The 18,452-nt window shown below is 59.8% G+C and carries 22 protein-coding genes; 11 read left to right on the top strand and 11 right to left on the bottom strand.

Translation table 11 applies throughout. The features are described 5' to 3' along the window. Window positions 1–25: 25 nt before the first annotated feature. From ACSJLU_RS22100 to ACSJLU_RS22060, 9 genes are all read left to right on the top strand, one after another. Window positions 26–391: a glycine-rich SFCGS family protein gene (locus ACSJLU_RS22100; protein ID WP_004937000.1), complete on the top strand. Its 366-nt coding sequence runs from the start codon at window positions 26–28 to the stop codon at window positions 389–391. Continuing rightward, a complete protein-coding gene (locus ACSJLU_RS22095) occupies window positions 391–687 on the top strand; it encodes a DUF4312 family protein (protein ID WP_004937003.1) in 297 nt (98 codons plus the stop codon). Before ACSJLU_RS22100 ends, ACSJLU_RS22095 begins: the two co-directional genes overlap by 1 nt. Window positions 688–717: 30 nt before the next feature. Then, the gene (locus tag ACSJLU_RS22090; RefSeq protein ID WP_049296278.1) at window positions 718–1,494 is read left to right on the top strand and encodes a DUF4311 domain-containing protein; all 777 of its coding nucleotides are present in this window, start codon (window positions 718–720) and stop codon (window positions 1,492–1,494) included. A gap of 11 nt (window positions 1,495–1,505) precedes the next feature. Beyond that, window positions 1,506–2,156 carry a DUF4310 family protein gene (locus ACSJLU_RS22085; protein ID WP_004937013.1) on the top strand — a complete coding sequence of 217 codons (651 nt, stop codon included), beginning with the start codon at window positions 1,506–1,508 and terminating at the stop codon, window positions 2,154–2,156. Between the two features lie 63 nt (window positions 2,157–2,219). Next, the gene (locus tag ACSJLU_RS22080) at window positions 2,220–3,359 is read left to right on the top strand and encodes an amidohydrolase/deacetylase family metallohydrolase (RefSeq protein WP_342096553.1); all 1,140 of its coding nucleotides are present in this window, start codon (window positions 2,220–2,222) and stop codon (window positions 3,357–3,359) included. Further along, complete coding sequence (locus tag ACSJLU_RS22075) at window positions 3,343–4,461, top strand: DgaE family pyridoxal phosphate-dependent ammonia lyase (protein WP_261464290.1); 1,119 nt, start codon at window positions 3,343–3,345, stop codon at window positions 4,459–4,461. The genes ACSJLU_RS22080 and ACSJLU_RS22075 overlap by 17 nt, the downstream gene beginning before the upstream one ends. Next, window positions 4,458–5,198 (top strand): 2-dehydro-3-deoxy-phosphogluconate aldolase, encoded by a 741-nt coding sequence (gene dagF / locus ACSJLU_RS22070; protein ID WP_025304381.1) that lies wholly within the window; start codon window positions 4,458–4,460, stop codon window positions 5,196–5,198. Before ACSJLU_RS22075 ends, dagF begins: the two co-directional genes overlap by 4 nt. A gap of 87 nt (window positions 5,199–5,285) precedes the next feature. Beyond that, window positions 5,286–6,500 (top strand): lactonase family protein, encoded by a 1,215-nt coding sequence (locus ACSJLU_RS22065; protein WP_342096554.1) that lies wholly within the window; start codon window positions 5,286–5,288, stop codon window positions 6,498–6,500. A gap of 51 nt (window positions 6,501–6,551) precedes the next feature. Beyond that, entirely contained in the window at window positions 6,552–8,468 is a 1,917-nt protein-coding gene (locus ACSJLU_RS22060) for a BglG family transcription antiterminator (RefSeq protein WP_342096555.1), read from the top strand. A gap of 40 nt (window positions 8,469–8,508) precedes the next feature. Here the strand turns inward: ACSJLU_RS22060 and npr are convergent, their stop codons facing one another. The 11 genes from npr to ACSJLU_RS22005 all read right to left on the bottom strand — a co-directional run bounded on the left by npr (window position 8,509) and on the right by ACSJLU_RS22005 (window position 16,543). Further along, on the bottom strand, window positions 8,509–8,781 hold the full coding sequence (gene npr, locus ACSJLU_RS22055; RefSeq protein WP_004937034.1) for a PTS phosphocarrier protein NPr: 273 nt from the start codon (window positions 8,779–8,781) through the stop codon (window positions 8,509–8,511). Beyond that, entirely contained in the window at window positions 8,778–9,632 is an 855-nt protein-coding gene (rapZ, locus tag ACSJLU_RS22050) for an RNase adapter RapZ (protein ID WP_015379177.1), read from the bottom strand. The genes npr and rapZ overlap by 4 nt, the downstream gene beginning before the upstream one ends. Window positions 9,633–9,761: 129 nt before the next feature. Continuing rightward, on the bottom strand, window positions 9,762–10,223 hold the full coding sequence (gene ptsN, locus ACSJLU_RS22045) for a PTS IIA-like nitrogen regulatory protein PtsN (RefSeq protein WP_016930212.1): 462 nt from the start codon (window positions 10,221–10,223) through the stop codon (window positions 9,762–9,764). A gap of 155 nt (window positions 10,224–10,378) precedes the next feature. Beyond that, window positions 10,379–10,666 (bottom strand): ribosome hibernation promoting factor, encoded by a 288-nt coding sequence (gene hpf / locus ACSJLU_RS22040; RefSeq protein ID WP_004937038.1) that lies wholly within the window; start codon window positions 10,664–10,666, stop codon window positions 10,379–10,381. A 23-nt stretch (window positions 10,667–10,689) separates the two neighbouring features. Beyond that, complete coding sequence (gene rpoN / locus ACSJLU_RS22035) at window positions 10,690–12,123, bottom strand: RNA polymerase factor sigma-54 (protein WP_043141961.1); 1,434 nt, start codon at window positions 12,121–12,123, stop codon at window positions 10,690–10,692. A 52-nt stretch (window positions 12,124–12,175) separates the two neighbouring features. Further along, window positions 12,176–12,901: an LPS export ABC transporter ATP-binding protein gene (gene lptB, locus ACSJLU_RS22030; protein WP_004937040.1), complete on the bottom strand. Its 726-nt coding sequence runs from the start codon at window positions 12,899–12,901 to the stop codon at window positions 12,176–12,178. A gap of 6 nt (window positions 12,902–12,907) precedes the next feature. Continuing rightward, window positions 12,908–13,447, bottom strand: coding sequence for a lipopolysaccharide ABC transporter substrate-binding protein LptA (lptA, locus tag ACSJLU_RS22025; protein WP_025304377.1), 540 nt, complete (start codon window positions 13,445–13,447; stop codon window positions 12,908–12,910). Then, window positions 13,416–13,994 carry an LPS export ABC transporter periplasmic protein LptC gene (gene lptC / locus ACSJLU_RS22020; protein WP_004937047.1) on the bottom strand — a complete coding sequence of 193 codons (579 nt, stop codon included), beginning with the start codon at window positions 13,992–13,994 and terminating at the stop codon, window positions 13,416–13,418. The genes lptA and lptC overlap by 32 nt, the downstream gene beginning before the upstream one ends. Next, entirely contained in the window at window positions 13,991–14,545 is a 555-nt protein-coding gene (kdsC, locus tag ACSJLU_RS22015) for a 3-deoxy-manno-octulosonate-8-phosphatase KdsC (RefSeq protein ID WP_141999028.1), read from the bottom strand. Before kdsC ends, lptC begins: the two co-directional genes overlap by 4 nt. 17 nt (window positions 14,546–14,562) lie before the next feature. Continuing rightward, entirely contained in the window at window positions 14,563–15,549 is a 987-nt protein-coding gene (gene kdsD / locus ACSJLU_RS22010; RefSeq protein ID WP_141999026.1) for an arabinose-5-phosphate isomerase KdsD, read from the bottom strand. Window positions 15,550–15,565: 16 nt separating this feature from the next. Beyond that, the gene (locus ACSJLU_RS22005) at window positions 15,566–16,543 is read right to left on the bottom strand and encodes a calcium/sodium antiporter (protein WP_033644493.1); all 978 of its coding nucleotides are present in this window, start codon (window positions 16,541–16,543) and stop codon (window positions 15,566–15,568) included. A gap of 303 nt (window positions 16,544–16,846) precedes the next feature. On the opposite strand from ACSJLU_RS22005, the gene mlaF reads away from it, so the two are divergent. Together mlaF and mlaE are read left to right on the top strand one after the other, a co-directional pair. Next, window positions 16,847–17,662: a phospholipid ABC transporter ATP-binding protein MlaF gene (gene mlaF, locus ACSJLU_RS22000; protein ID WP_043141965.1), complete on the top strand. Its 816-nt coding sequence runs from the start codon at window positions 16,847–16,849 to the stop codon at window positions 17,660–17,662. Between the two features lie 4 nt (window positions 17,663–17,666). Next, window positions 17,667–18,449 (top strand): lipid asymmetry maintenance ABC transporter permease subunit MlaE, encoded by a 783-nt coding sequence (gene mlaE, locus ACSJLU_RS21995; protein ID WP_004937059.1) that lies wholly within the window; start codon window positions 17,667–17,669, stop codon window positions 18,447–18,449. Window positions 18,450–18,452 lie beyond the last annotated feature (3 nt).

The raw sequence follows: 18,452 nt of genomic DNA, 5'->3' as shown, positions 1-18,452 counted from the left end.
TCGATTTAAATCAGGAGAATATAACATGGGTCAAATTACCGTAGTGATCGGCGATCGTTTGGGCAAAGGGCAAAAAGTCGGCCAGGGCGTTGAAAACGCAGGCGGAAAAGCGGTGGTTATCCCCGGCGTGGCGGCGGACATGAAGCTGGGCGACGTCATGAAAGCGGAAAACGCGCAGCTGGGCATCTCTTTTTGCGGCAGCGGTGGCGCCGGCGCGATTACCGCGCAAACCAAATACGGCTACAAAGCCAAATACGGCATGCGTTCGGTGGAAGAGGGCGTGACGGCAATTAATGAAGGCTGCAACGTGCTGGGTTTCGGCTTTATGGATAAAGAAGAGCTGGGCCAGAAACTGGTGGAAGCCTACGTCAAAAAACATGGCAACCCATAATGAAAGAGCAATATACCACATCGGTAAAGGTGGAGGGTAAAGGCGACAGCAAAGCGAAAGCTTTTGCTTCCGCTTTGGCTAATGTGCAGGGCGCGGTATTAAAGTCCACCAACAATATTCTGCTGCGCATCGAGCCGCAGGACGTCAGCGTGGTGAAAGCGGAAGAGAAAATAACAAAAGAGAAATTTCTTTTCTTCTTTTTGCCGCGTGAAAGAAAGAGCTATGCCGTTTCTCTGGAAATAACCGTGAACGTAACCATTATCAATACCGAGAAGGTTGTCTTCGTCACGAAATAAAAACGTTAGCATAAATGAAAGGGTATACTGATGTTTTTAATCATCTTATTTAAATCGATTATTATCGGTGGGCTGGTGGGAGTCGGCGTAGGGGCCGGCGCCGCACGCATGTTCCACGCACCGACAACACAGGGCATGGGGGCGTTTCGCACCCTGGGCGAGCTGAACTCCTGCGAGGGCGATCCGGCTTCCCACTTCTCATTCGGTCTGGGCTTCTTCTTCAACGCCTGGGCGTCTTCCGTAGCGGCGGGTTCCTTCACGCAGGACGTCGATCACCGCATCATCCCGCACTGGGGCGCGTCGGCCCTGATGGTCAAGAACCGCAATCTGGCGCAAACGCTGCACGATCCGAAAAAAATGGCCATCGCCTGCGGCATCATCGGCATGCTGGTGGTGGCCTTCCTCAATACCACCGCTTCCGCCGTGCCTGCCGCGCTGCAGGTCACCGCGATCAAGGTGCTGGTGCCGGCGGCCAACCTGCTGGTGAATACCGTGATGCCGGTGATCTTCTGGCTGGCGGCGATCGACGCCGGGCGCCGTTCCGGCTTCTGGGGCACCATCTTCGGCGGCCTGGCGCAGCTGATCATGGGCAACGCCGTACCGGGCCTGGTGCTGGGCATTCTGATCGGCAAAGGCGTGGAAGAGAGCGGCTGGAACAAGATCACCAAGATCATGATGGCGGTGATCGTGCTGCTGTTCGTGCTGAGCGGCTTCTTCCGCGGCTTCGACATGAAAGTTCTCGAGTCCTTCAGCCTCGGCGTGCCGGGCTGGCTGGACGCCATTCACAATACCCTGAGCGGTAAATAAGGAGCGGGATGATGGAAGAACAAACCCAAAAAGGCTTCTGGTACGCCGACTGGTCATTCCCGATTTTTGTTGGCCTGCTGTCCTCCGGCGTGTTCGCCGGGACGCACATGTACTACCTGTACGGCATCGGCGCCTTTAACGAAGTGGCGTTCGTTTCCATGCTGCGGGCGGGGATGGATACCGGCGTGTATGGCGCGGTGGCGGCGTTCGGCGCCAGCTTCCTGTTCGCGCGCATCATCGAAGGCTCGCTGGTGGGCATCCTGGACATCGGCGGCGCGATCCAGACCGGCGTCGGGCTGGGCGTACCGGCGCTGCTTTTGGGGGCCGGCATCGTGTTCCCGGTCGCCAACTTCGCCGCTTCGCTGGCCACCGGCCTGATCATCGGCCTGGCGATCGGTTATGTGATCATTCTGGCGCGAAAATTCACCATCAATCAAAGCAACTCCACCTACGGGGCGGACGTGATGATGGGGGCGGGCAACTCCTCGGGCCGCTTCCTCGGGCCGTTGATCATCCTGTCGGCAATGACCGCCTCGATCCCGATCGGCATCGGTTCGCTGCTCGGCGCGCTGCTGTTCTATATCTGGGGTAAACCGATCACCGGCGGAGCGATCCTCGGCGCGATGATCCTGGGGGCGATCTTCCCGGTAGCCATTTCTTAAGAGGCCTGCGCCAGGCGCCGCCCGATGCTGCGGCGGCGCCCGGGCTAACAGGAGCAATGCGGTATGTATGACTTAGTAATCAGAGGCGCCAGACTGGCGGACGATACGCTGATCGATCTGGCGGTGAAAGACGGCAAAATAGCCTCGGTGGGGCGGCTGGCGGCGGACATCAGCGCCGTTCGCCAGCTGGATCTGGCGGGCAACTGCCGCCTGAGCGCCGGTTGGATCGATGCGCACGTGCACTGCTATACCGAATCGCCGATTTATCATGACGAGCCGGATCGGGTCGGCGTCGCCAGCGGCGTCACCAGCGTGGTCGATGCCGGCAGCACCGGCGCCGACGATATCGACGCCTTTTATCAACTGACGCGCAGCGCCAAAACCAACGTTTTCGCCTTCCTCAATATCTCGCGCATCGGCCTGCTGCGGCAGAACGAGCTGGCGGAGTTGACGGACATCGACAAGCGCGAGGCCGGCCAGGCCATCGCCAACCATCCCGGTTTCATCATCGGTATCAAGGCGCGCATGAGCAGCAGCGTGGTGGGCAAGAACGGCACCCGCCCGCTGGTGTTGGCTAAAGAGATCCAGCAGGAAAACCGCCAGCTGCCGCTGATGGTGCATATCGGCAATAACCCGCCGGATCTGGACGAGATTGCCGATCTGTTGACCCGTGGCGACATCATCACCCACTGCTACAACGGCAAACCGAACCGCATTCTGACGCCGGCGGGCGCGCTGCGCGAGTCTATCCAGCGCGCGCTGCGGCGCGGCGTATTGCTCGACGTGGGGCACGGCACCGCCAGCTTCAGCTTCGAGGTGGCGCGCCAGGCGATCACGCTGGGTATTTTGCCGCACACCATCAGCTCCGATATTTACTGCCGCAACCGCATGAACGGACCGGTACACAGCCTGGCGACGGTGATGTCCAAATTCTTCAGCGTCGGCCTGACGCTGCCGCAGGTGATCGCCTGCGTGACGGAGAACGCCGCGTCGGCGCTGCAGCTGAGCGGCAAAGGGCGGCTGGAGCCGGGCTATGACGCCGATTTCACGCTGTTTGAGCTGCGCCGCGAACCGCAGGTCTTCGCTGACGCCGAAGGGCAAACCGCCGAGGGCGAACGGCTGCTGGTGCCGCTGGCTGCGGTGGTGGCCGGGGAAATCCTATTAACCGAACAAGGGGAGGCAAGCCATGTCTTCGATTTATGAAAAATACGGTTTGAAGCAGGTGATCAACACCTCCGGCCGCATGACCATTCTCGGCGTTTCCACGCCGCGCCAGGACGTGATCGACGCCGTTGATTACGGCCTGAACCACTATTTCGAAATCAAGGATCTGGTCAACAAGACCGGCGCCTACATCGCCGATCTGCTCAACGTGGAAGATGCGGTGATCGTCTCCTGCGCCTCGGCGGGCATCGCCCAGTCGGTGGCGGCGGTGATCGTTAAAGATAACGCCAATCTGCTGGTGAACCTGCACTCGATGCCGGTGACCGTGCCGCGCGAGATCGTGCTGCCGCGCGGCCACAACGTCAACTTCGGCGCGCCGGTGGACACCATGGTGGCGCTGGGCGGCGGCAAGGTGGTGGAGGCGGGGTACGCCAACGAATGTTCGCCGGAGCAGATTGAAGCCTGCATCACGCCGCAGACTGCGGCGATCCTGTACGTCAAATCGCACCACTGCGTGCAGAAAAGCATTTTGTCCGTCGAACAGGCGGCGGTGGTGGCGCGCAAGCATAACCTGCCGCTGATCGTCGACGCCGCGGCGGAAGAAGATCTGATGTGTTACTACCAGATGGGGGCCGATCTGGTGATCTACAGCGGCGCCAAAGCCATCGAGGGGCCGACCAGCGGTCTGGTTGTCGGCAAGAAACAGTACGTCGAGTGGGTGAAGTTGCAATCCGGCGGCATCGGCCGGGCGATGAAGGTCGGTAAAGAGGGCATCCTCGGCCTGACGCAGGCGATTGAAAGCTATCTGACGCTTGAGAAAACCACCGGGCAACAGATGGTGGAGCGGATGACGCCATTCCTCAACAGCCTCAACACCCTGACCGGCGTCAGCGCCAAGACCGTCTGGGACAGCGCCGGCCGCGATATCGCCCGCGCCGAGATCGCCTTTGACGAAGCGGTGCTGGGGCGTTCGACCTATGACATCGTCCAGGCGTTGAAAACCGGCGATATCGCCATCTACTTCCGCGGCTATAAGGCCAACGAGGGCAAGATTGAGGTCGACGTGCGCAGCGTCGACGAGCAACAGCTGATGATCGTCTTTAGCTGTATCAAAAACCTGTTTACGGAGAAACAAGCATGAAGCTGCAGCCTAACTACTATCGCGACCGCGTCTGCCTGAACGTGCTCGCCGGCTCCAAAGCCAACGCGCAGGACATCTACGCCGCGGCGGAAGGCCATGTGCTGGTGGGCGTGCTCTCCAAGAACTACCCGGACGTCGACAGCGCGGTGACCGACATGCTGCGCTATGCGCGCCTGATCGAAAACGCGCTGTCGGTCGGCCTGGGCGCCGGCGATCCGAAGCAGTCGGCGATGGTCAGCCTGATCGCTCAGCAGGTGCAGCCGCAGCACGTTAACCAGGTGTTTACCGGCGTCGGCGCTAGCCGCGCGCTGCTGGGCCAGAACGACAGCGTGGTCAACGGCCTGGTGTCGCCGACCGGCCGCGTCGGTTGGGTGAAGATTTCTACCGGCCCATTGAGCGCCGCGGCGCCGGACGGCATCGTGCCGGTGGAAACCGCCATCGCCTTGCTGAAGGACATGGGCGGCAGCTCCATCAAGTATTTCCCGATGGGCGGCCTGAAGTGCAAGGACGAATACCAGTACGTCGCCAAGGCCTGCGCCGAGCATGACTTTATGCTGGAGCCGACCGGCGGCATCGATCTGGAGAACTTTGAGCCGATCGTCGAGATCGCGCTGGCGGCCGGCGTGAAACGCGTGATCCCGCATATCTACAGCTCGATCATCGACGCCGCCAGCGGCGACACGCGTCCGCAGGACGTGAAAACCCTGCTGGCGATGACCAAAAAGCTGGTGGGCTGAACGCACAATGGGATGAGGTAAACGCTGGGAGGCGAAGGTTTTCCCGTGGCGCGGCATGCCGCGCCGTTACCTATACAGAGGACTACTATGCGAAACTGGCAGGCTCCAACCCGACGCACCGCGTTGTTCCTGGCGCTGCTGGCCGTGACCGGCCCGGCGCTGCATGCTGAGGATGCAATGAATTCCACGTCATCTCATTTCGCCTATATTGGCACCTACAATCCCAACGGCGAAGGCGTTTACCGGGTGCAGGTCGATCCGGCCAGCGGCGCGCTGAGCCACGCCACGCTGGTCAGCAACGTGCCGAATCCGGCGCAGCTGACGCTGGGCGTCGGCGGCAAAACGCTGTATGTCGCCAGCGAAGTGGCCGATTTCAACGGCGGTAAGCACGGCGGCATCACCGCCTACCGGGTCAATCCGGCCGACGGCGGCCTGACGCAGCTCAACCAGGTGGATTCGCAGGGGGCGGGGCCGGTGTATCTCTCATCGACGCCGGACGGGCGGCATCTGCTGGTGGCGAACTACGTCAGCGGCAGCGTGGCGGCTTTCCCGATCGAAGCGGACGGCCGCCTGGGCACCGCCAGCTCGGTGCAGCAACAACAGGGCCCGGCGGGCGCGGCCAAACCGGCGGCGGCGGTGAACGGCAGCTTCGCCATCAGCGATCACAACGGCCCGCATGCCCATATGATCGCCAGCGATCCAAGCGGCAAGTTTGTGTTCTCTACCGATCTGGGATTGGATCGCATCTACCAATGGCGCTTTGACGCCGCGAGCGGCCGGCTGACGCCGAACGATCCACCGTGGATCGCTGCCTCGTCCGCCGGCGCCGGCCCGCGCCACTTTGTGTTTCATCCGGACGGCGACACCGTGCTGCTGGTGAACGAAGAGGCTTCGACGTTGACCAGCTACCGTTTTGATCGCCAAAAAGGTACTCTGAAACAACTGCATGCAGTTTCCGCGCTGCCCGCCGACTATCAGGGTACCAGCTTCGCTTCGGGGCTGGCGCTCAGCAAGAACGGCGACACGTTGTACGTCGCCAACCGGCTGCATAACAGCATTGCCCAGTTCAGCGTGGGCGCCGGCGGCAAGTTGAAACCGGTGGCGGAAACCTGGACGCGTGGCGATTATCCGCGTTCGCTGGCGCTGAGCCCGGATGGCCGCTATCTGTATGCGTTGAACCAGCGCAGCGATAACGTCACCCGCTTCAGCGTCAACCCGACGGATGGCAAACTCAGCTTTGTGGGCGGCTATCTGCCGATCGGCAGCCCCTCGCAAATGGCGTTCCTGCCGCCGCCGAAGTAACCCGTGGCCCGCCCGGTTCACCGGGCGGGTTGCCTGATTGACGGACACAGAATGGTGCGATTTCCTTACCCGCGTTTGGCTTACTTGTTCGATGCTTTACAAACCGAGACTTTGCCGCAGGATGAGCTGGCGAAGCGTTTCGCCGTGTCTACCCGCACGGTGCGGGCGGATATCACCGCGCTGAACGAGATCCTGGATAAATACGGCGCGCGTTTCGTGCATAACCGCGGGGCCGGCTATCGCCTGCAGGTCGATAACGCCGCGCTGTTCAGCGCCCTGCAGCATCAGGAGCGCCGCAAGCATGCTACCCCGCGCAGCGCGCAAGAGCGGGTGCATTATCTGCTGGTGCGTTTTTTGACCTCAGCCTTCTCCCTTAAACTGGAAGATCTGGCCGACGAATGGTTCGTCAGCCGCGGTACGTTGCAAAACGACATGGCTGAGGTGAGGGAACGTCTGGCGCACTATCAATTGACGATCGAAACCAAACCGCGCTACGGCATGAAGCTGTTCGGCGCCGAGATGGCGATCCGCGCCTGCCTCACCGATCTGCTGTTCCAGCTGCAGCTGGCCGATGCCGAGAACCCGCTGCTCAACAACGAGATCCTGCTGCAGCCGCAGGTAGCGGCGTTCGCCGGATTGCTGCATCCGCTGTTGTCGCAATATGCCATTCGCCTGACCGATGAGGGCGAACAGTACCTGATTTTCTACTGCGCGGTGGCGCTGCGGCGCATCAACGACGGCTATCCGCTGCCGGACTTCGAGGTGGAGGACGGCGACGACGCGGTGCGCCAGGTGTCGACCCGCCTGGCGGCGGAGCTGCGTGCGGCCTCCGGCAAAGAGATCTCGATGGCCGAAGAGGCCTATCTGCGGGTCAACATCGCCGCGCGCCGCGTGCAGGACGTGCAACCGACCGAGATCAATGCCGACGATGAAGAAGCGTTGGTGGACTACATCCTGTCCTACATCAACGCACACTATAACTACAACCTGCAGGGCGACGAGCAGCTGCGGGCCGACCTGCTCACCCATATCAAAACCATGATTACGCGGGTGAAATACCAGATCAATATCCCCAATCCGCTGTTGGCCAATATCAAGCAGCACTATCCGATGGCTTACGACGTGACGCTGGCGGCGGTCTCCAGCTGGGGCAAATACACCCCCTATACCCTGAGTGAGAACGAGATAGGCTATCTGGTGTTACATATTGGCGTGGGGCTGGAGCGGCATTACAACATCGGTTATGAACGCCACCCGCAGGTGATGCTGGTGTGCGATACCGGCAACTCAACGGTGCGGATGATCCAGGCGCAGATTGCGCGCAAGTACCCGCAGCTGGTGATGACGCGCATCGTCTCGCTGCGCGATTACGAGATGCTTGCGCACATCGACGAAGACTTCGTGATTTCCAACGCCCGCATCGGCGAAAAGAACAAGCCGGTGGTGGTAATGTCGCCGTTCCCGACCGATTATCAGCTGGAGCAACTGGGCAAGCTGGTGCTGGTGGATCGCACCAAACCGTACATGCTGGAGAAGTTTTTCGACGCCGAGCATTTCATGGTGCTCAACGAGCCGCTGACGCAGGCGGAGCTGTTCAGCCGGGTGTGCGGCCAGCTGGAGCAGGAAGGGTACGTCGGCGCGGACTTTTATCCGTCGCTGGTCGAACGTGAGGCGATCGTCTCCACGCTGCTGGGTGAAGGCATCGCGCTGCCGCACTCGCTGGGGCTGCTGGCGAAAAAGACCGTGGTAGTGACGCTGCTGGCGCCGCAGGGGGTCGCCTGGGGGGAAGGTGAGATCGCGCACGTGATTTTCCTGCTGGCGATCAGCAAGAGCGACTATGAAGAGGCGATGGCGATCTACGAGCTGTTCGTCACCTTCGTGCGTGAACGCTCAATGAGCCGCCTGCTGGGCAGCGACAGCTTCGACAGCTTCAAAGCGGTGGCGCTGGACTGCCTGAGCCGGAGTTGAGGGGCATGTGAGTGATTGGGCGCAGAAGTGCCCTCAGCGACTAATCTTCATCAAACCCGGAGTTGAACAGCTCGACCACCGCCGCCAGCGCGTTGACTTCATCGGGGCCGGTCGCTTCGACTTCGATGTGCCGACCTTGGGCGGAGTCCAGCATCAGCAGCGCGATGACGCTGCTGGCTTCGGCTTCGGTGCCGCTTTCGTTGCGCAGCATCACTTCGGCGTCGAAGCTTTGCACCAGTTCGAACAGTTTCATCGCCGGGCGCGCGTGCATGCCCAGCTTGTTTTTGATTTCAACCGTCTGTTTGACCGTCATTGCTTGCGCTTTTCCAGCGTGCGGTGGCGCGATTGCACGTTCTTGCCGCGCGAGCGGAAGTAATCGGCCAGCTGTTCCGCCACGTACACCGAACGGTGTTTGCCGCCGGTACAGCCGATGGCGACCGTCAGGTAGCTGCGGTTGTTGGTTTCCAGCATCGGCAGCCATTGTTCCAGGTAGCTGCGGGTCTGGTAGATGAAGTTGTGCACTTCGGTATGGCGATCGAGGAACGACGCTACCGGCTTGTCCAGACCGGTCATCGGCCGCAGCTTCGGATCCCAGTGCGGGTTCGGCAGGAAGCGCACGTCGAACACGTAGTCGGCGTCGATCGGAATACCGTGCTTGAAGCCGAAGGATTCGAACACCATGGTCAGTTCGCGTTCGCGCTTGCCGAGCAGGCGGGTGCGCAGCATTTCGGCCAGTTCGTGCACCGACATTTCCGAGGTGTCGATAATCAGGTCGGCCCGGGAGCGCAGCGGTTCGAGGAGATCGCTCTCTTCGTCAATGGCGCTTTCTAGCGACAGGTTTTTGCTGGAGAGCGGGTGCAGGCGGCGGGTGTCGCTGTAACGGCGGATCAGCGTGTTGCGATCGGCGTCGAGGAACAGCAGCTGCGGCGAGAAGCTGTCCGGCAGTTGAGTCATCGCGTATTCGAACACTTCCGGCGATTCCGGCATGTTGCGCACGTCGATGCTGACCGCCGCGGAGATATTGCGTTCCGCCAGCGTATTGGCGAGCTGCGGCAGCAGAACCACCGGCAGGTTGTCAACGCAGTAAAAACCCATGTCTTCCAGCGCCCGCAAGGCGACGGATTTTCCGGAACCGGAACGGCCGCTGACAATCATCAGCACCATGTGGCAACTCCCCTGGCATCGCGGCGGCGTTCATCGCCACCGGTGTAAACTTTGTTATTCCGGCCGAGGCCGGATCCATCATCGTGAAACAGTAACGTTATCCGGGCTGGAAGTCACGCCGACCGGGTATCACTCGGTGATGATTTGGTAAAGTTCTTCGTCGCTTTGCGCGGCGCGCAGGCGGCGGCATACGGTTTTGTCGGCCAGGCGTTTGGCGACCAGCGACAGGGTATGCAAATGGGTTTTGCACTGATCGGCAGGCACCAGCAGCGCGAACAGCAGGTCGACCGGCTGGTTGTCGATAGCGTCGAAAGCGATGGGTTGGTCGAGACGGATAAACACGCCAACGGCCCGCAGTGTGTCCTCTTCCAGTTTGCCGTGGGGAATGGCGATACCGTTGCCGATACCGGTGCTGCCCATGCGTTCCCGGGTGAGAACCGCGTCAAACACCACCTGCGAAGGCAGATTGAGCTGTTTGGCGGCCAGTTCGCTGATAATTTCCAAAGCCCGCTTCTTGCTGGTGCAGTGTACCGAGCTTTTGGTGCACTCGATGTTTAACACCGAGCTTAATTGCATATATTCGTTGTTCATCTCATCTTCACTTAAAACCGCGCCGCCGGGCGCACCCGGCAAGGCGGTTTTTCGTCGGTTTTAACCCTGATTACCGTTCGGCGCGTCACCCATGCGGGTCACGCGCCGAAGGGCGAGGCTGCGACGGAGGCAACCTCACGGAATGGGTTAGGGTGTCAGTGTTGCTTCAATTTGTCTTTATGTTTGTTCAATTGACGTGCCAATTTATCGATCAGCGTATCAATTGCGGCATACATATTCTCGTCTTCCGAGGTGGCGTGCAACTCGCCTCCATTCACGTGCACCGTTGCTTCCGCAATTTGCTGCACTTTTTCCACACTTAATACAACATACACCTGATTGATGCGATCAAAATACTGTTCGAGTTTGGCGAACTTGTTGTTCACGAACTCGCGCAACGGATCGGTGATTTCGATGTGGTGTCCGGTAATGTTGAGCTGCATAGTGTCTTCCTTCTCAATAGAGGTCAAACCAACTGTTTACGCTGGTTCGACGGCGGGATGGACAAAGACTCTCGGTACTTGGCGACGGTGCGCCGGGCCACGATGATCCCCTGATCGGCGAGCAGGGTGGCCAGCTTGCTGTCGCTGAGTGGTTTGGCGGGGTTTTCCGCCGCAATCAATTTCTTCACCAACGCGCGGATCGCCGTCGAGGAGGCTTCGCCGCCGCTGTCGGTATTCACGTGGCTGGAGAAGAAATATTTCAATTCGAAAATGCCGCGCGGGCTGTGCAGAAACTTCTGCGTGGTAACGCGCGAGATCGTCGATTCATGCATCTCCACGGCCTGGGCGATATCCGCCAGCACCATGGGTTTCATAAACTCTTCGCCTTGCTCGAAGAACGCCTGCTGCTGGCTGACGATGCAGCGGGTGACCTTCAGCAGCGTTTCGTTGCGGCTCTCCAGGCTTTTAATCAACCACTTGGCTTCCTGCAGGTTGCTGCGGATAAACTGGCCGTCGGCTTCGCTGCGGGCGCTGTTGCCCAGCGCGGCGTACTGCTGATTGATCTTCAAACGCGGCACGCTGTCGCCGTTGAGCTCGACCGTCCATTTGTTCTGCGTCTTGCGTACCAGCACGTCCGGAATCACATATTCCGATTCACCGGTATTGATCGACTGCCCCGGGCGCGGATCGAGCGACTGAATCAGCAGCATCGCTTCTTTCAGTGTATCTTCTTTTAGCCGGGTTGATCGCATCAGGCTGCGAAAGTCATGGTTGGCCAACAGATCCAGATGCTCGCTGATGATCAGCCGCGCTTCGGCCAGATAAGGCGTATCTTTGGCGTATTGGGAGAGCTGCACCAGCAGGCAATCGCGCAGATCGCGCGCGGCGACGCCGATCGGATCAAAACGCTGCACGCGCTTCAGCACCGCCTCGACTTCCTCGAGGGTCACGTTCTCGTCGCCCAGGCTTTCCAGAATGTCTTCCAGCGGGACGGTGAGATAGCCGGTGTCATCCACCGCGTCGACGATGGAAGTGGCGATGGCGGCATCGGTATCGGAAAACGGCGTCAGATCCACCTGCCACATCAGATAATCCTGCAGCGTTTGGGTGGTTTCGCCCTGATAGACCGGCAGCTCGTCGTCGCTGTAGTCGGTGCCGGTGCCGGACGGTGTGCCGGCGGTGTAGATCTCATCCCAGGTGGCGTCCAGCGGCAGCTCTTCCGGCATGTCTTTCTGTTCCAGCGCCTCGCGGGTATCGAGCCCCTCGGTCTCCTGGGTTTCTTTGGCGTCGATTTCGTCGTGCAGATCGGTCTGTTCAAGCAGCGGATTGCTCTCCAGCGCCAGCTGGATCTCTTGCTGAAGCTCAAGCGTGGACAACTGCAGCAGGCGGATCGCCTGCTGGAGCTGAGGTGTCATGGCCAGCTGTTGGCTGAGCCTGAGTTGCAAACCTTGCTTCATAGTTTTCTGTCTACTTCCGTTAACGGTGTCGCCCCGCAGGGCGCGCCGGCGCTTAGAGGCGGAACTCTTCGCCCAGATAAACGCGTTTAACCTGCTCGTCGGCCAGAATAGCATCCGGCGTGCCGTGGGCAATCAGTTTGCCCTGGCTGACGATGTAGGCGCGTTCACACACGTCCAGCGTCTCGCGCACGTTGTGGTCGGTGATCAGCACGCCCAGGCCGCTGTCACGCAGGTGCTCGATGATTTTCTTGATATCGATAACGGAAATCGGATCCACCCCGGCAAAGGGTTCGTCCAGCAGAATGAATTTCGGGTTGGCCGCCAGCGCGCGGGCGATTTCGACGCGGCGGCGTTCGCCGCCGGACAGCGCCTGGCCGAGGCTGTCGCGCAGATGGGAGATATGGAACTCTTCCATCAGCTCTTTGGCGCGGTCTTCGCGCTGTTCGCTGGTGAGATCGGGACGGATCTCCAGCACCGCCATCAGGTTGTCGTACACGCTCAGGCGGCGGAAGATCGACGCTTCCTGCGGCAGATAGCCGATGCCGCGGCGCGCGCGGGCGTGCAGCGGCAGCAGGCTGATGTCTTCTTCGTCGATCACGATGCGCCCGGCGTCGCGCGGCACGATGCCGACCACCATGTAGAAGGTGGTGGTTTTACCGGCGCCGTTCGGCCCGAGCAGGCCGACGATCTCGCCGGATTTCACTTTCAGGCTGACGTCTTCGACAACTTTACGGCCCTTGTAGGCTTTCGCCAGGTTTTCTGCGATGAGTGTTGCCATAAGTGATTAGTTACTCTTTTTTTGCCCGTTTTTGTCTTGCAACTGCGACGGTACCAGAACCGTTGTCACGCGTTTGCCTTTGTCGCTAAACGCCTGCATTTGCTGCTGTTGCACCAGATAGGTGATGCGATCGCCTTTCACGTTGCTGTCGAGCTGCTCCAGATAGGCGTTGCCCGTCAGGGTCACCAGCTGGGTCGCCACGTCGTAGCGCACTTTTTGCGCGTGGCCTTTGACCGGCTTGCCGCTGTCCTGCATCTGGTAGAAGGTTACCGGGTTGCCGAACGCTTCAATATAGGTCTTATTCTGATCTCCGCCCGGGCGGGTGACGACCACCTTGTCGGCGCGAATATCGATGGTGCCCTGTTTGATCACCACGTTGTCAGTGAAGGTGCTGACGTTGCTTTGCATGTCCAACGACTGCTTGAGCGAGTCGATGCTGACCGGCTGGCTGGAGTCGGATTTCAGCGCCAGAGCGGGGGCGCTGGCGGCCAAAACTAAGCTGCCGAGCAACAGGTTACGGAGTTGGTTTTTGGTTCTGAATTTCATAGTTGGTCTTAACCTTATCAATCAGCTCAGCGGTTTTGGTCCGCAGGTTCCCACGCATTTTCATGCCGTTAGAGGTAAAATTGGTCCCGTAAAGCGTGACTTCGTCATCGGAGGTGACGTCCTGGGTGACCAGGTTTACCTGAGCGTTGTCCGTCTTAATTTTTTCCAGCTGCGAGGTGGTGGTCAGGCTGTTAACCTCGACGTGACCATACAGATACAGCATCCGGTCTTTAGTCAGTTTGGCGCGATCGGCGCGAACTGACCAGGTGGCCACCGCATTCTCATCGAACAGCGTCATCACCGGCTGGGTGAACCAGCTCAGCTCGCCGGCGGTGTAATACTTCGCGTCTTCCGCCACCAGTTTATAATTCAGCTTGCCGGCTGGGTTGTACACCACGGTGACCGTGTGCTGGCTCTGGTAAGTCGGATCCTGATCGTTGACCGGGCCCGGGGCCGTGTCGTCGCTGAAGTCCGTCATGTTCCAGCCGATCAGCGCCAGAACGATCACCGTCAACAGGATGGTGATCCACAGTTTGGTTTTACTCATATCGACAGCCCTTTGGCGTCCTCCAGCTTATTTTGAGCCAAAAGAATGATGTCGCACAGTTCGCGTACCGCACCGCGGCCGCCGGCAATGCGGGTGACGTAGTGGGCGCGCGGCGTCAGCAGCGGGTGGGCGTCCGCCACCGCGACCGCCAGGCCGACCTGCGCCATCACCGGCCAGTCGATCAGGTCATCGCCGATATAGGCGACCTGATCCGCCGTTAACGACAGTTTATCCAACAGTTCACGGAAGGCCAAAAGCTTATCGGATTGCCCCTGATACAGATGGGTGATACCGAGCGTTTGCGCACGGTCTTCCAGCAGCTTGGCGGAGCGTCCGGTAATGATTGCCACCTCGATGTCCGAGGTTTTCAAGCAGCGGATGCCGTAGCCATCGCGCACGTTGAACGCCTTCAGTTCTTCACCGTTGTTGCCCATGAAGATCAGGCCGTCCGACAGCACGCCGTCAACGTCGCAAATCAACAGGCGGATGTTACCGGCACGCGCCATAACCTCTTGTTCTACCGGCCCGTAGCAGGTTTCTACCATACTCATTTTGTTCTATTCCTTAATTAAACGACGCCGGCGCGCAGCATGTCATGCATATGTACCACACCCAGCAGTTGGTCGCCATCGGCAACCAGCAGCGCAGTGATGTGGCGTTGTTGCATCAGGTTCAATGCATCGACCGCCAGGATGTTGGGGCGCACCCGCACGCCGCCCGGCGTCATGACATCGGCGATCTTCGCTTCGTGCAGGTTGATGCCCATGTCGAACACCCGGCGCAGGTCACCGTCGGTGAAGATGCCGGCGATTTTCATCAGATCGTCGCAGACAACCGTCAGGCCCAGATTTTTACGGGTGATTTCCAGCAGCGCGTCGCGCAACGAGGCGTCGGTACTGACGTGGGGCATTTCGTCACCGCTGTGCATGATATCGCTCACCCGCAGCAGCAGTTTACGGCCGAGTGCGCCGCCCGGATGCGACAGCGCGAAATCTTCCGGCGTGAAACCGCGCGCCTTCAGCAGCGCGACGGCCAGCGCATCGCCCATCACCAGCGTGGCGGTGGTGCTGGTGGTCGGCGCCAGCCCCAGCGGGCAGGCCTCCTGCGGCACCTTGATGCACAGGTGGATATCCGCTGCTTTGCCCATCGAACTTTCCGGATTGTTGGTCATGCAGATGAGGGTGATCTGTTGGCGTTTCAACACCGGGATCAGCGCCAGGATCTCACTGGACTCGCCAGAGTTGGAGATGGCGAGCACGATGTCCTGCGGGGTGACCATGCCCAAATCGCCATGGCTGGCTTCCGCCGGGTGAACGAAGAATGAGGGGGTGCCGGTGCTGGCGAAGGTCGCGGCGATCTTACAGCCGATATGGCCGGATTTGCCCATGCCCATCACCACCACTTTGCCGCCGCAGGCGGCGATCGTTTCGCAGGCGCGAGTGAAGTCCGCGTTGATATAGCTGTCGAGCTGAGCCAGCCCTTCACGCTCTATCTGAAGCACTTCTTTGCCGGCCTGTTGAAAATCGAAGCCCGGTTGCAACTCAATGTTCGACATACTCATTCCCGTCGGTTTAGCCGAAAGTACTGAAAGGGTTAAAGAACAGCACCGCAAGATACGCAATAAAGCCGCATAATAACAGCGCGCCCGCCAGGTGGCCGATGCGATGTTTGCGGCCAATGCACAGCACGCTCAGCAGCACGCTGGCCGCCAGCATCACCCAGTAATCGCGCTGGAAGGCGGCGGCATCCACGCTGCCCGGCGACAGCAGGGCGGGTACGCCCAGCACGATCACCGTGTTGAAAATATTGGAGCCGATGATATTCCCAATCGCCATATCATCCTCGCCCTTCAGCGCCCCGGCGATGGAGGTGGCCAGTTCGGGCAGGCTGGTGCCGATGGCGATAATGGTCAAACCGACCACCAGTTCGCTCAGGCCGAAATAGTGTGCAATCACCGTCGCATTATCGACCACCATTCTGGAAGAGAGCGGCAGAATGATAAACGCCAGCACCAGCCACAGCACCGCCACGGTATTGCTGCTGTCCTGCGGCAGTTCGGCGATCTGCTCCATAGTCAGGCTGTCGCTTCCCTCGCGCTGCGCCAGCCGCGCGATTTTCAGCATCAACAAGATGAAGCCGGCGGCGGCGGTCAGCAGCAGCACGCCGTCCAGCCTGCTCAGGGTACCGTCCATCAACACGAAACCGCACAATACTGTGACCGCTAACATCAGCGGCAGTTCGCGCCGCAGTATCTCGGAGCGCGCGGCCAGCGGGTGAATCAGCGCCGCCACCCCCAGGATCAATAAGATGTTGGTGATGTTGGACCCTAATACGTTGCCAACGGCCATATCTATCTGCCCGTTCAACGCGGCGGTGGTGGACACGATCAGCTCCGGCAGCGACGTGCCGATGCCGACGATGGTCATGCCGATGATCAACGGCGGTACGCCGAGCGAGCGGGAAATCACGGCAGCACCATAAACTAAGCGGTCTGCACCATACACCAGTAGAAATAAACCAACGATTAATAATGCTATCGCGAGAAACATGCAGGGTCCTTTGTCGGGTATTATCCCGGTTCGTTGGTTAAAGCCGTCAATGCGGCGGTATTGCTTGCCCTCCGTTGCGCGCGTTTGAGCCGCAGCAACGGTTTTTCCCGGCTAATTGTTGAACAGTTTCGTTTTTTTTCGTTATGGCGCCAATTTTGACCGGGTGGCGCGGAAAAGTAAAACCAATGGCACCATTGGTTGCGAAATGGCAGTAAGTTTTTGTAAAGATGAGACGGATTGCGCCCATTGCTTTAACATCACGGGTAGATTCAGCAAAAGATGAGTCGTAAAGGGTCCATTAACATGCTCCAAAAGGCAGATAATTTGGTCGAAGTGCGCGACATGAGCTTCTCGCGCGGCGACCGACGGATATTTGAAGACATCAACCTGACGGTGCCTCGCGGTAAGGTCACGGCGATCATGGGGCCATCGGGCATCGGCAAAACCACGCTGCTGCGCCTGATAGGCGGCCAGCTGGCGCCGGACAGCGGGGAGATTTGGTTCGACGGCGACAACATTCCCGCGTTGTCCCGCCGTCAGTTATACGACGCGCGCAAAAAGATGAGCATGCTGTTCCAGTCGGGCGCGCTGTTTACCGATTTGACCGTATTCGAAAACGTGGCTTACCCGCTGCGCGAGCACAGCAACCTGCCGGAGCCTTTGTTGCGCAGCACGGTGCTGATGAAGCTGGAAGCCGTGGGGCTGCGCGGCGCGGCTCAGCTGATGCCCAATGAGCTTTCCGGCGGTATGGCGCGCCGGGCGGCGTTGGCGCGTGCGATCGCGCTGGACCCGGAAATGATCATGTTCGACGAACCTTTCGTTGGCCAGGATCCGATCACCATGGGGGTGCTGGTCAAGCTGATCGACGAGCTGAACCATGCGCTGGGCATTACCTGCATCGTGGTGTCGCACGACGTACCGGAGGTGCTGAGCATCGCTGACTACGCTTACATCGTGGCCGATCACCGGGTGATCGCTGAAGGCACCACGCAGCAATTGCAGAACAATCCTGATGCGCGCGTGCGCCAGTTCCTGGATGGTATAGCGGATGGGCCGGTGCCGTTCCGCTATCCGGCCGGGGATTATCAGGCCGAACTGCTAGGCTTAGGGAGTAAATAAGCTCATGTTATTAAGAGCGTTAGCGTCGTTGGGGCGCAGTGGCATCAACACCAGCGCCAGCTTCGGCCGCGCCGGGTTGATGCTGTTCAACGCGTTGATTGGCCGGCCGGAACCCGGCAAGCAGTGGCCGCTGTTGTTGAAACAGCTCTACAGCGTCGGCGTGCAGTCGCTGCTGATCATCATGGTTTCCGGGCTGTTTATCGGCATGGTGCTGGGCCTGCAGGGCTATATCGTGCTCACCACCTACAGCGCCGAGGCCAGCCTCGGCATGATGGTGGCGCTGTCGCTGCTGCGCGAACTGGGGCCGGTGGTCACGGCGCTGCTGTTCGCCGGCCGCGCCGGTTCCGCGCTCACGGCGGAAATCGGCCTGATGAAGGCGACGGAGCAGATCTCCAGCCTGGAAATGATGGCGGTCGATCCGCTGCGGCGCATCGTGGCGCCGCGCTTCTGGGCGGGGCTGATCAGCATGCCGCTGTTGACCATCATTTTCGTGGCGATCGGCATTTGGGGCGGCTCGGTGGTCGGCGTGGACTGGAAAGGCATCGACAGCGGCTTCTTCTGGTCGGCGATGCAGGGCGCCGTAGAGTGGAAAAAAGATCTGCTCAACTGCCTGATCAAGAGTGTGGTATTCGCCATTACCGTAACCTGGATTGCCATTTTCAACGGGTACGACGCCGTGCCTACCTCTGAAGGGATTAGCCGGGCGACGACGCGTACCGTGGTGCATTCGTCACTGGCGGTGTTGGGATTGGATTTCGTGCTGACAGCACTGATGTTTGGGAATTGATTC

The sequence above is a fragment of the Serratia bockelmannii genome (genome assembly GCF_051803255.1).
Lineage (GTDB): Bacteria > Pseudomonadota > Gammaproteobacteria > Enterobacterales > Enterobacteriaceae > Serratia > Serratia bockelmannii.
Note: the sequence above shows the minus strand (reverse complement) of the source record. Positions and strands in the feature narration are given on the sequence as shown.

Bases quoted from the DNA above. Each gene is read 5' to 3' on its own strand.
- ACSJLU_RS22090 (WP_049296278.1), top strand. From the start codon at position 718: ATGTTTTTAATCATCTTATTTAAATCGATTATTATCGGTGGGCTGGTG.
- hpf (WP_004937038.1), bottom strand. From the start codon at position 10,666: ATGCAGCTCAACATTACCGGACACCACATCGAAATCACCGATCCGTTG.
- rapZ (WP_015379177.1), bottom strand. From the start codon at position 9,632: ATGGTGCTGATGATTGTCAGCGGCCGTTCCGGTTCCGGAAAATCCGTC.
- ACSJLU_RS22065 (WP_342096554.1), top strand. From the start codon at position 5,286: ATGCGAAACTGGCAGGCTCCAACCCGACGCACCGCGTTGTTCCTGGCG.
- ACSJLU_RS22060 (WP_342096555.1), top strand. From the start codon at position 6,552: ATGGTGCGATTTCCTTACCCGCGTTTGGCTTACTTGTTCGATGCTTTA.
- ptsN (WP_016930212.1), bottom strand. From the start codon at position 10,223: ATGAACAACGAATATATGCAATTAAGCTCGGTGTTAAACATCGAGTGC.
- lptA (WP_025304377.1), bottom strand. From the start codon at position 13,447: ATGAAATTCAGAACCAAAAACCAACTCCGTAACCTGTTGCTCGGCAGC.
- kdsC (WP_141999028.1), bottom strand. From the start codon at position 14,545: ATGAGTATGGTAGAAACCTGCTACGGGCCGGTAGAACAAGAGGTTATG.
- kdsD (WP_141999026.1), bottom strand. From the start codon at position 15,549: ATGTCGAACATTGAGTTGCAACCGGGCTTCGATTTTCAACAGGCCGGC.
- ACSJLU_RS22080 (WP_342096553.1), top strand. From the start codon at position 2,220: ATGTATGACTTAGTAATCAGAGGCGCCAGACTGGCGGACGATACGCTG.
- mlaE (WP_004937059.1), top strand. From the start codon at position 17,667: ATGTTATTAAGAGCGTTAGCGTCGTTGGGGCGCAGTGGCATCAACACC.
- ACSJLU_RS22085 (WP_004937013.1), top strand. From the start codon at position 1,506: ATGGAAGAACAAACCCAAAAAGGCTTCTGGTACGCCGACTGGTCATTC.
- dagF (WP_025304381.1), top strand. From the start codon at position 4,458: ATGAAGCTGCAGCCTAACTACTATCGCGACCGCGTCTGCCTGAACGTG.
- mlaF (WP_043141965.1), top strand. From the start codon at position 16,847: ATGCTCCAAAAGGCAGATAATTTGGTCGAAGTGCGCGACATGAGCTTC.
- ACSJLU_RS22075 (WP_261464290.1), top strand. From the start codon at position 3,343: ATGTCTTCGATTTATGAAAAATACGGTTTGAAGCAGGTGATCAACACC.
- ACSJLU_RS22100 (WP_004937000.1), top strand. From the start codon at position 26: ATGGGTCAAATTACCGTAGTGATCGGCGATCGTTTGGGCAAAGGGCAA.
- lptC (WP_004937047.1), bottom strand. From the start codon at position 13,994: ATGAGTAAAACCAAACTGTGGATCACCATCCTGTTGACGGTGATCGTT.
- rpoN (WP_043141961.1), bottom strand. From the start codon at position 12,123: ATGAAGCAAGGTTTGCAACTCAGGCTCAGCCAACAGCTGGCCATGACA.
- ACSJLU_RS22005 (WP_033644493.1), bottom strand. From the start codon at position 16,543: ATGTTTCTCGCGATAGCATTATTAATCGTTGGTTTATTTCTACTGGTG.
- lptB (WP_004937040.1), bottom strand. From the start codon at position 12,901: ATGGCAACACTCATCGCAGAAAACCTGGCGAAAGCCTACAAGGGCCGT.
- ACSJLU_RS22095 (WP_004937003.1), top strand. From the start codon at position 391: ATGAAAGAGCAATATACCACATCGGTAAAGGTGGAGGGTAAAGGCGAC.
- npr (WP_004937034.1), bottom strand. From the start codon at position 8,781: ATGACGGTCAAACAGACGGTTGAAATCAAAAACAAGCTGGGCATGCAC.